Annotated in this window: 9 protein-coding genes and 1 tRNA gene; 5 read left to right on the top strand and 5 right to left on the bottom strand. The window is 53.7% G+C overall.

The genetic code is table 11. The annotated features are described in order from the left end of the window. Window positions 1–73: 73 nt before the first annotated feature. The gene (locus HMPREF2958_RS01185; protein ID WP_013398459.1) at window positions 74–658 is read left to right on the top strand and encodes a malonic semialdehyde reductase; all 585 of its coding nucleotides are present in this window, start codon (window positions 74–76) and stop codon (window positions 656–658) included. 323 nt (window positions 659–981) lie between these two features. Then, window positions 982–1566 (top strand): malonic semialdehyde reductase, encoded by a 585-nt coding sequence (locus tag HMPREF2958_RS01180; protein WP_048753354.1) that lies wholly within the window; start codon window positions 982–984, stop codon window positions 1564–1566. 284 nt (window positions 1567–1850) lie between these two features. Here HMPREF2958_RS01180 and HMPREF2958_RS01175 read toward each other — a convergent pair whose 3' ends face one another. The 5 genes from HMPREF2958_RS01175 to HMPREF2958_RS01155 all read right to left on the bottom strand — a co-directional run bounded on the left by HMPREF2958_RS01175 (window position 1851) and on the right by HMPREF2958_RS01155 (window position 6392). Continuing rightward, window positions 1851–2732, bottom strand: coding sequence for a DUF4232 domain-containing protein (locus HMPREF2958_RS01175; RefSeq protein WP_013398462.1), 882 nt, complete (start codon window positions 2730–2732; stop codon window positions 1851–1853). Window position 2733: 1 nt separating this feature from the next. After that, window positions 2734–3054 carry a 2Fe-2S iron-sulfur cluster-binding protein gene (locus HMPREF2958_RS01170; protein ID WP_004006570.1) on the bottom strand — a complete coding sequence of 107 codons (321 nt, stop codon included), beginning with the start codon at window positions 3052–3054 and terminating at the stop codon, window positions 2734–2736. 217 nt (window positions 3055–3271) lie between these two features. Then, entirely contained in the window at window positions 3272–4456 is a 1185-nt protein-coding gene (locus HMPREF2958_RS01165; protein WP_070695898.1) for a cell wall biosynthesis glycosyltransferase, read from the bottom strand. A gap of 21 nt (window positions 4457–4477) precedes the next feature. Continuing rightward, window positions 4478–5812, bottom strand: coding sequence for a hypothetical protein (locus HMPREF2958_RS01160; protein WP_070695897.1), 1335 nt, complete (start codon window positions 5810–5812; stop codon window positions 4478–4480). Between the two features lie 507 nt (window positions 5813–6319). Then, a tRNA-Arg gene (locus HMPREF2958_RS01155) sits at window positions 6320–6392 on the bottom strand. Between the two features lie 481 nt (window positions 6393–6873). On the opposite strand from HMPREF2958_RS01155, the gene HMPREF2958_RS01150 reads away from it, so the two are divergent. From HMPREF2958_RS01150 to HMPREF2958_RS01140, 3 genes are all read left to right on the top strand, one after another. Beyond that, window positions 6874–8724 carry a phosphoenolpyruvate carboxykinase (GTP) gene (locus HMPREF2958_RS01150; RefSeq protein ID WP_070695896.1) on the top strand — a complete coding sequence of 617 codons (1851 nt, stop codon included), beginning with the start codon at window positions 6874–6876 and terminating at the stop codon, window positions 8722–8724. Between the two features lie 359 nt (window positions 8725–9083). Then, a complete protein-coding gene (locus tag HMPREF2958_RS01145) occupies window positions 9084–9596 on the top strand; it encodes an RrF2 family transcriptional regulator (RefSeq protein WP_070695895.1) in 513 nt (170 codons plus the stop codon). Between the two features lie 504 nt (window positions 9597–10100). Then, window positions 10101–11270: an FAD-binding oxidoreductase gene (locus HMPREF2958_RS01140; protein WP_070695894.1), complete on the top strand. Its 1170-nt coding sequence runs from the start codon at window positions 10101–10103 to the stop codon at window positions 11268–11270. Window positions 11271–11407: the final 137 nt, after the last annotated feature.

Raw genomic sequence — 11407 nt, 5'->3', positions numbered from 1 at the left:
ATTGAATATGTATATTACGTACATCATAAAATTTTACATGTAAAGTAATTTATTTCACTGAAAGGACACAGGTATGACCCGCTTGACCGAAGACCAGATCACCGCTCTCTTTCGCGAACCTCGCACCGTGAGTGCATTCACTGATCAGCCCGTCACCGATGAACAGCTGCAGAAGATCCATGAGATCGCCTACCTGGGGCCCACGGCCTTCAACAGCCAGCCCCTGCGCATCACCTGGGTAAAGAGCCCCGAAGCTCGCGAGCGCCTGGTCAAGCACATGATGGACGGGAATAAGGAGAAGACCCTCAAGGCTCCTGTAACCGCTGTACTGGCCTTCGATAAGAACTGGCAGAAGCGCTTTGGGGAATTCGCACCCCAGGCCGCTGCCTTTGAATCCTACTACGAGGCTGAAGAGGCACGTATTCCCGCGGGCGCGCTGAGCTCTGCACTTCAGGCTGGCTACTTCCTGACCGCCGTGCGCGCTCTTGGCCTGGATGCGGGCCCCATGACCGGCGCGGATTTCGACGGTATCGCCGCTGAATTCTTCGAAGGCACCGACCAGCAGCCCTTCCTCGTCGTAAACCTGGGTTATGGTGTGGCTCCCGAGTATCCGCGCGGTACCCGTTTTGAGTTTGATGACGTAACCCGCAGCATCTAAAAGCTGTGCTTCGCTCTTGCTGAGCCGCCGAGGTGCGCCTTCGGTCCCCAGCGGGAGTAAACCGCAGGAATCCGGTAGCTGTGTACATGTGTTCGGAGACCTGCGAATATGTGATGTACCGGTGGCTGCCGTATCTGATGATGCGGCAGCCACCGGTTTTTGCTGGGCTCTGAGGGAATGGGGAACTGCCGCGGCGTGAATTCTGGGGGTAGCCTTATGGTGCGAACCGGTGCATGATGGAAAGAACGGCGCGGTAGCCTTGCGGGGGACGAATAGATTCACCGTGTCGAGAGAACCTGAGGTTATAGGAAAGGATATGAGAGATGACCCGTTTATCTGAGGACCAAATCACCGCTCTTTTCCGTGAGCCCCGAACTATGCGTAAATTTACCGATCGGCCCGTCACTGATGATCAGCTTCGGGAGATTCAGGAGCTCACCTATCTGGGACCCACGGCCTTCAATAGTCAGCCCCTGCGCATCACCTGGATCAAGAGCCCCGAGGCCCGTGAGCGCCTGGTCAAGCACCTGATCGAAGCTAATCAAGAAAAGGCTCGTCAGGCACCTGTCAATGCCATACTCTCATACGATAAGGCGTGGATAGACCGTGCAGATGTGTTTAACCCCCGCGCGGCAGAGACTATCAGGAACTATTGCACGACCGAGGAAATTGTTACCTTTGCCGCTCAGCAGAGCGCCAACCTGCAGGCCGGTTACTTTATTACCGTTGTGCGTGCTCTTGGTCTAGACGCCGGTCCCTTATGGGCCGATTTTGAGGGGCTGTACGAAGAATTTTTTGCAGGGACCGACGAGCATCCCATCCTTGTGGTGAATTTAGGGTACGGCGTTCCAACCCAGTACCCGCGCGATACCCGGTTCGGATTCGATGATGTAACCCGCAGCCTCTAGCGGCTATTACGAAGGTAATTGCGATGCTGCCGCCAACGCGCCCGTAAAACGTGGTGGCGTATACCACGTGCGGGCGAACTCCTAGCGTTTTCCTTTCATCTGGTGGTCTATTTCATAGATAGGTAAGAAATATTTCTGTATCAGGGTGATGAGGTGGAAAACTTAGGTAAACCTCGTGTATAAATAAAGCATTGTGTAGATGCTGAAGAGGCGGTTCCTGTATGAGGAACCGCCTCTTGCTGTTATCGCTTCTTCTCGAAGCGCATCATTCGTGTGCTGATTGGTTACGAACCGAACTGTCCCACGGACAGCTGCTGAACTTTGCCGGTGCACGCCTCAGAAGAAGCAGAGACCGTCGTCCAGTTGCCGTCACCGGGAACCTGAACTAAGAATCCGTGCGCCATCGTCGGTGAACAGTTCTTACCCAGCGGACCAGCGTTGACCGAGGTCACTGGGGCGTTTGTAGATTCACCTGTGTGCAGAAGTGTGCCGGTGGGGTTCGTCGAACCTGCCGCCGGGCGTGCCGGTGAGCCAATCTGACTGAAATTGGAATCCGCGTAGACAACCGTCGGGTTACCCTTGAGCACACAGGGCTCCTCAGAAACGTTCGTGAACGTCAGAATGAATTTCCGGGCTCCGGGTGTGCCCTTATCTTCGGAAACAGAAACTGAGAGATCGGTGATCTGGCAGGCTGACGCTAGGAGTGAACCTGAAGAACCGGTTGCTGAACGCCCTGGCTGTTTAGCTTCTGGGCTGGACGATTCTTCAGTGCCGTTATCTCCATCGTTATTCGATGAAGAGCCATCCGCATCTTTGCTTTCCTCGCCGGATGAACTCTTTTTATCGTGAGAATCCTTAGAATTGGAGTCTTTTTTCTTAGCTCCATCCTCGGAATGTTCATCGTTTGAGTGAGAGTCGTTATTATCTGTGGGGTTATCCTCAGGGCTTTGAGAACTATCCCCGCCCGCGGTACTGATAGAACCGGGGGACACAGAATGCGCCGGGTCGGAAGCACGGGTAATTTTACCCTGAGCAACGCTGGCGGATGCGCTCGGTGAAGCGTCAGTCTGCGCAGAATGATCGGCATCGGAAACGCCGCAACCTGCCAGCGTAAGGGCGCAAAGAAGTGCGGTTGCGGAGTAGAGTATCTTAGCCGAACTCGTCATATTACATCGCCGCCTGCAATTGTATAGAGGCGCCATCCATGCCGGGTGCGTATTCCACCTGGCAGCAGAGGCGCGAGTATTCGTTAGCTACGTCGTCTACCATGTCGAGGAGATCCTCCTCAGCGTCGGTACGATCGCCTGAAGCCGCGTAGTGTTCTGGATCAATAAAGGTATGGCACGTGGCACAGGATGCGTTGCCACCGCATGTTGCGAGCACGGGGAACCCGTTCGCCTGTACAGCTTCTAATAGAGTCTGGTGATCCTCCCATTCGATCTCTCGGCTGTCACCGTCTTCTCCGGTTACATTGATCTTCACGCTCACGCGCGTGTCCTCCTCACATTGTGTAGATGCACCTCTATTGTAAACTCAGAGCTTACCCCGTAAAACTTTGCGACGGGGGTATGACAGAGGTGTACCCGCGAGAAGAGTACCAAGGTTAACCCTATGATGCAGTGGTGCCGTGCACAGCGCATCCGTGACCCGTGCACCCTAGTGAACGAGTCGAAAATGGTGAATGAGAGTGCCTTTGTTCTGGAGGTTATTCCTCGAAATCTTCCTCTGTTTCCAGGGCATGCACGATACCGCGACAGGTATCTTTGGGATTGGCGTATCGCAGGTCCACACCAAAAATCTCGCGGATCTGACGGGCCGAATTTAGATGCCAACGTTGGCTGTCGGAGGGGGTAACAGATGTGGTAGCTTTCATACCCGGCGCCAATTTTTCGTGACGAATATCGTAGTGCTTGCCACCCATCGTAATCGTAAAACCGTGACTTTCCAGAAGATTCTTAAAAGCGTGAATATCGTGGGGAATCTTAACGCCGCGCTGCGACTTGGTGCCGCGCATCCTGGGCTGCGACTCGAAGGGGTTGCGTGTTTTCACCACACCCTTGCGCACACTGACAATCTTATGGTTGGTGTTTGAGAACTCTACCGAATAGCCGTGCAGGGAGTATACGGTGCGGTTTGTGCCCGGAATTGGGCGGCGATCATTCGCCTCTTCGAGGATGCGCTCCACAAGTTCTGCTGTGAGTCCCAGGGCGCTCAGCTGTTTCTCGGCATCAGGGGTGAGCTCGTAGTGTCCGCTGGGGGCGCTGAGCGTGGAGCCATCAAAAGGATGCACCGAGATAACCTCGGAGGTATTCGCGTTCAGAACGGCGGTGTACCCGAGGCGCCGGTTTGAATAATGCTGAACCTCACGTCCGAAACGGTTTTCCTGAGCGGATTCGTCGCGGCGTTCGCTGTCTGGGGCCGTAATGAGCTCAAGGACGAGTGCGTACCCCAGGTTGTTGCGCATCATATGATCGATGACACCCGGCAGTACCGGGTAGATTCGATCGCCCGGCGGAACGTCGCCGTAGAAATCATTCTCAATCTGTTCGGCAATGCGTTGGTTCTCGTGCGGAACCTCAAGCAGAGGAATAAGCTGCTGACCTGAGGGTTTAATTGTGGGCTTGACCGCCGCAGGCTTGGGTGCGTTGCGATAGGCGGTCACCAGCGCCTCGTTTTGGGCAATAAATTCTGAGGCAAGAAGCGGCATGATGGTGAAGTAAAGCTCCGCAGCCTCCGGGGAGATTTTGCGCCGCGCATCCAGCAGGCTTTCGCCCTCGGGATTCTGTATAGTCCAGGTGCCCTCCTGCTCGGTGTATTCGTATCGCGCTAGGTGGGAGAGCTCCTGCAGACGGGCATAAAGCTCGACGGGAATGTCTATTTTCTTGTTCATAAGGTGCTTTCCTCCTAACCCCTATGAGGCCGTGACGTTTGATTCTAGAGAATTTTCCGGGGTATCTTCAGCACCGTTGGCGTCGGTATCTGTGGCGGATTGTCGAATACTCATGACGATGCGGTTATCGGGCGAAATTGTAACCTGTATACCGCTTCCGTGATATTCGCGCGTCCAATCGAGGTTTACCCGTACCTTTTCGGGGGAGCTAATGGCGGAGACCATAGCATCGAAGGCCTCGCCGCCGTGGGTTTTAAGATAATTCTGCGCGCCGGAGGTGAAATCGCAGGCGGTAATATCGGGGACGCCAAGAAGCTCGCGAGCGGCTTCGGGGCTGTATTCTGTGCCGCTTCGTCCATCAAAATCATCAAACTCATCAAGGGCGGTGATAACGGTCATAGACGCTGTATTGACATCGACTCGGTAATCGTTGTGGCGGAACCGAATAATCCAACCGTTAATGCGTTCGGCGCGACCCAGTGTGATAACTTCGCGGATAGTCACCAGATCGATATTGTCTTTTTTGAAAGTCTCCAACCGTCCCGGATCTACACGATAGTTGGCGGTGCGTTCGGCCTTGGTGATGGGATCATTCAAAGAAGGCAGCGCGGTCTTCTGCGTGTGTCCGTATACCTGTGCGGGAGGCTGCGCACCGGATGCTGAAGTCTGTGAACCAGCTGGCTTTGGTGTTTGTGATGAAGCCGTCTCGGGTTGTGGGGTTGTATTTTCCGCTGAGGACTGTGCTGCTTGGTTCGTGCGCAGCTGCTGCAGGTATTCTTCAATGCGCGGAGGAGTATAGGTGAGTGTGCTCTTCTTCTTGAACATCGCGGGAGAAGGCATGCGGGCGATGCCGGGCGTGGGAACTTGCGGCTGTTCATGGGAAGGTACCGGCTGGGCCTGCTCTAGGGGAGTGGGCACCGTAGGAACGGGTATAGGGCCAGTCTGGGTCGTATCTGCGCTATCATCACTCGCAGGTTCCTCCATCATGTCGGCGGGAGCATCCACCGCGGCGCCAATCGTGGTTTCGGGAACTAGTGGCAGAGAACCGGTGACAACCTCGTCGGCCTGAGCTGCACTAACTTCTTCGTGCTCTTGGGTTGAGAAAGAAACAATATCGTCGGCGTTTTCAATACGGTGTCGAAAATTCTTATACAGTATCTCGGATGCGGCGCTGAACAGCTTCTCGACGGATGCAGATTCGGCGGGTGCACAAGGACACAGAAGTTCGGTCTGATCTTCGCTATAGACTGCCCAGTGGGCGCATCGGTGATTTGCCGGATAGTATGTAATATCTTTTAGCTGAGCAATATCTATGAGGGAACCCACTAGGGATTGCGGTATTGTGAGCTGAACCATGATGTTGACGCTCCTTCGCTGTTGAAATACTTTCCCTGGAAAATTGGGGTGTATCCAGATTACCGGTATTTTTGAAGCCTGTCTTGGGATGACGGTGTTTTTAATCCCCTAGCAGATAAAAGCGGTGTTAGAGCTGGTGGCACACCGGAAACTGAGGGGCAGACCAAAGTATTTACGCGATGCGTCTGGTTGCACTGATCGTATGGATAGCCGAAATTTCATAGGCTGGTTTTGTGTTGAGACCCCCGATAGTCACCGCTTCTGAAGGCATGGGTATAGTGCCTGAGGTGAAGCTGTTTGTAGATGTGAATGCCTGCATGTTGTGACTCAGAAGGATCGGATCGTGGTTCTCTATACTCGTCAATTATACGCTATTCAATAGTTGTTTTAGGGTATAGAAACGGCGAAATCCCCGGCGATTACTCGCCGAGGACTTTCAAACTGTCACGTCTGCAGGCTTTGATAGACAGCAAAAAAGCCCTTCCTTGACAGGAAAGGCTTCGTTCGTACGCCTGAAGGGATTCGAACCCCCAACCTTCTGATCCGTAGTCAGACGCTCTATCCGTTGAGCTACAGGCGCATGCTCCTCGCGACCGGGCTTATAACCACCCGTCGCAGCAACAAACAATACTATACGGGCACCCTTGATAGCGCGCAAGTCGAAAAAGAGTGTTAGTTCTAACAAAAACCCTCAACTATTACTCACAAAGTTCCTAAAAACGGCATAAAAACCGCGTAATTTCAATGTTTTTGCGGGGTGGGAAAATTTTTCAAAAAATTTTGGAATTCGTGGGAACGCTCGGGATTATTCGGTGAAGCTATGCCGCATCCACAGGTAAACCAACTTAAGAACAAGAGTGCTGTAGGGGGTCGAATATAAAATACTCGACTCATCAGCTAAATGCGCTATTCTAGATGAACACGAGGATGTGGAAAATTCCACGGGCGTGTATTTAAGGAAGCTACACGCCCTCGTTAGTTTAAAACATCCTCACAACACACTGCCTGCCGTGCCAGTGAGGTGCCCGGCAATTCTCAAGACTCAAAGGGGAAATAGGTCAATGACTGACATCTCAACCGGTACTCTTTCTGCAGAACTTGAAAAGAGCCTGCAGAACGCTCCCACAACCCACCCCGAGCTCTTAGCCTGGGTGCGCGATGTTGCAGCACTCACCGAGCCCGACCGTATCTACTGGGTTGATGGTTCCGAAGAGGAATACAACCGGCTAGCCCAAGAGCTGGTCGATGCAGGTACTTTTATACGCCTAAGCGACCATGAGTTCCCCAACTCGTATGCAGCGTTCTCTGACCCCGACGACGTGGCACGTGTGGAAGAGCGCACCTTTATCTGCTCACAGACCGAAGAAGGAGCCGGTCCCACTAACAACTGGCGTGACCCCGTGGAGATGAAGCAGACTCTCACCGGCCTTTTCAAAGGTTCGATGCGCGGGCGCACCATGTACATCATTCCCTTCGTCATGGGCTCTTTGCAAGCAAAGAACCCCAAGATGGCGGTCGAAATTACCGACTCCGCCTATGTGGTGTGCTCAATGCGCATCATGGCAACTATCGGCAAGGATGTGCTCGCAAAACTGAACGAAACTCAGGGCTTTTTCGTGAAGGCGCTTCACTCCGTAGGCGCCCCGCTTGAGCCCGGGCAGACAGACGTGCCCTGGCCCTGCAACCCTGAGAAGTACATTGTGCAGTTCCCCGAAACCCGCGAAATCTGGTCCTTCGGATCGGGTTATGGCGGCAATGCGCTGTTGGGTAAGAAATGCTACGCACTGCGTATCGCCTCGGTTATTGGTCATGATGAGGGCTGGATGGCTGAGCATATGCTCATCCTCAAGGTCACCAACCCTGAGGGCGTTACCCGTTACATCTCCGCCGCATTCCCCTCTGCCTGCGGTAAAACCAACTTTGCGATGATGGATCCCACCATCGACGGGTGGAAGGCCGAAATGGTCGGCGACGATATTGCGTGGATCGAATTTGATGAGAACCACCAGGCTCGCGTCGTTAACCCCGAGGCGGGTCTTTTCGGCGTGGCGCCCGGCACCGGTTACTCCACTAACCCCAATGCCATGAAGGCAATCTCTAAGGGCAATACTATCTTCACCAACGTGGCACTCACCGATGACGGCTCCGTATGGTGGGAAGGCAAGACCGACGAGGCACCCGCGCACCTGACCGACTGGACCGGCAAGGATTGGACCCCTGAATCGGGGCGTCCCGCAGCGCACCCCAACTCGCGTTTCTGCACCCCCGCATCCCAGGTGGATATGCTTGCCCCCGAGTACTACGACCCCGAGGGCGTGCCGCTGAGCGCCATCGTGCTGGGTGGTCGCCGCAAGACTACCGTGCCGTTGGTCTCCGAGTCCGATAGCTGGGAGCAGGGCGTCTTCCGTGCGGTCACCCTCTCCTCTGAGACCACAGCAGCCGCAAAGGGCGCCGTTGGTGTGGTTCGCCGCGATCCCATGGCAATGCTTCCCTTCATCGGGTACAATGCGGGCGACTACTTCCAGCACTGGATCGATCTAGGTAAGAAGCACGGCGCCGAGAACATGCCGAAGGTCTATTACGTGAACTGGTTCCGCCGCACTCCCGACGGCAGCTTCGCATGGCCCGGCTTTGGTGAGAACTCCCGCGTGGTCAAGTGGATCTTCGACCGCCTCGACGGCAAGGGCGGCGGCACGCAGACTTTCCTGGGCACCGTACCCACGAAGGAAGACCTCGACCTGACCGGTCTGAGCGTTAGCGATGAAGAACTTAACGCGGCACTCGCCGTTTCAAAGGATGAATGGGCGGCCGAGCTGCCCGGCATTGACGAATGGCTGGCAAAGTTCGGCGATAAGCTCCCCGCAGAGGTCAAGGCTGAGCGTGACGCCTTGGCAAAGTCTCTTGAAGACTAAGGAACATTCGACAATATGACATCACGGTGGGGTGGGATGCGCTGACAATGCGTATCCCACCCCACCGTTTGTGGAAGCCTGCTCTTACATTGTTGTAAAGCACATCCCACCGATCGGGTGTGCAGCGCGTACAGCATGATATGGCATACTCAGGTGTGTGGGATGGTGCACACTTTATGCAGAAAAGGTGTAAATATCCACCAATGCCTTAAAATATTGCTATACAGACTCCGCATTTTGTGTGCAGTAAAGCCATACCTAATTTTCGTGCGGGTGGTACGAAGACTAGAATTTTCCGGTAGAACGGACAAACCCTATATTATTAGCCCTCAATAAACTGTTGAAAGGAGATACGAAGCATGCGCCTGACGGCTTTTTCAGACGTATCACTACGTATTATGATGCTTCTTTCTTCCTTGCAGGAAGGGGAAAAACTCTCGACTCAGAGGATCTCGGAGGGAGTCGGAACCCCTTATAATCACGTCGCAAAATCTGTGGCGTTCCTCGTCAATCAAGGGCTGCTTGAATCTACCCGTGGGCGATCCGGCGGCGTCCTGCTATCGGAGACGGGGCGCAAAGCGACCGTGGGGCAGGTACTTCGTAGTACCGAGGGCGATATTCCTATGATCGAATGCGAAGACGAAAACGGCAACTGCCCCCTAGATAGTTTTTGTCGTCTGCGAACGGTTTTAGCCCGCGCCCGTGAAGCTTTCTACGCTTCTGTTGATGACGTTGTTATCTCTGAACTTCCCGCCGGAGCGCGGCCTGCTGGACCCGTTTTTGTGGAGCTGGGGTTGGGGCCGCTCGTTCACGAACCGACGGAGCGAGAGCTGCCGCCCGTACCTCCCCGGACCGCCGTAGCATCGCATTAAAGACTAAAGTCTCAGGGTGACAAATGTTTGTTGCTCAGAGAGTAGATGCACTATGCGAGAGAAAGTAGCGGATAAACCGTGAAAGCGTGGAGTTTTCTCTTTTGATAGCTTGCCTCTGTCAAGGGTTGGCACCGTAAGAATATACATTGACCGTATGTGCCCGGTGTCCGTTTAAGAAGGCAGGTATGTGACCTGAGTCCGCCTCCGTAAGAGGGGCAGGTGACTGGTATGCCAGTTTATACGTTGTAGAACAACACTGCTGTTCACCCTGCGTGAAACCTAGCGTCAGGGTACAAAATTATTTTTATTCACATCACGGTATATCGCGGTGAAAATAATCACATAAACGTCACTATACAAAACACACTATATGACATAAAGACATTCTAAGTATCTCACGCCGCAAGAAAACACCATCTTAGCGAACAATAAAAGGTGATAATCTAAAAAAGGTTTACAAACAAAATATCACGAAAATCTAAGAAAGAAAGGCGCACATCCCTCATGCTTTCCGAAAAATCACGCCCAGTTATCGAGGCAACCCTGCCGATTGTCGCAGAGCGTATCGGGCACATTACACCAGACTTCTACGAGCGTATGTTCGCCGCCCGTCCAGACCTGATGGATGGGCTCTTCTCTCGGTCGTCTCAGCTCGAAGGCACCCAGCCGAAGGCGCTTGCTGGCTCCATTGCGGTCTTCGCTTCCTACATTATGGAGCACCCCGATTCCTACCCTGACGAGGTGCTTTCCCGTGTTGCGCATAAGCACGCGTCCTTAGGGCTTCAAGAGAATGAATACCCGACTGTCTACAAGTATCTTTTTGAGGCGATTGCCGCAGACCTGGGCGAAGCAGCAACTGAAGAGGTCGTGGATGCCTGGAGTGAAGTGTACTGGCTCATGGCGAACGCCCTGATCAAGATCGAAAAGGGACTCTATGCATCCCAGGCAAATAATGTTACCCACGCCCCCTTCAAAGTTGTTGATCGCCAAGAAACCGGCGATAACGTGGTCGTGCTGACCTTTGAACCTGCCGATGACACCCCCATGACTGAGGCGAAAGCAGGTCAGTACATTTCCATTATTACGAAGGCACGTGATGGTCTGCGCCAGCCCCGCCAATACACCTTGCTTCCGTCCGATAAAAACCAGCGTCGTATCGGCGTGAAGCTCGATCCGAACGGCGAAATGACTTCGATCATTCACGGGCTCAAGATTGGCGATGTCGTCGAGATTTCCAATCCTTATGGTGACCTCACCCTGGAGGGCTTCGGCTCTGCGGATGCGCCCCTTTACCTTTTCTCGGCGGGTATCGGCGTAACCCCTATGATTAGCTTCCTCAATGAGCTGATTGAGTCCGGTTCTCAGCGTCAGGTAACCGTGGTTCACGCTGACCGTCGCCTTGATACATGGCCGCTGCGTGAGGAAATGACCGAGCTGATCGAAAAACTTCCTCACGGCAAGCTCATCTCGTTCATAGAAGACGAAGAAACTGGCGATTACCGTGGCCGTGTGGACATCGCAAAGCTGGGCGTACCTGCGGAAGCGAATGTATATCTGTGCGGTCCGCTGCCGTTCATGAAGGGCGTACGTTCCGCTCTCGTGGATGCAGGTGTACCGGCGCAGAATATCAATTACGAGATCTTTGGGCCGGATCAGTGGATGCTACGCTCATAAAGGCTATTTTGGCGTGTAAAAGTTTGGATACGGAATAGGGAACGCGACAGGGCTATAAGGCGATCGTATAACCCAGCACCAGTAATGCTTAGAAGAAGGGCGGATACCGATAATAATCGGCATCCGCCCAAAATAAT

It is taken from the genome of Rothia sp. HMSC036D11, assembly GCF_001814205.1.
GTDB lineage: Bacteria > Actinomycetota > Actinomycetes > Actinomycetales > Micrococcaceae > Rothia > Rothia dentocariosa.
Note: the sequence above shows the minus strand (reverse complement) of the source record. Positions and strands in the feature narration are given on the sequence as shown.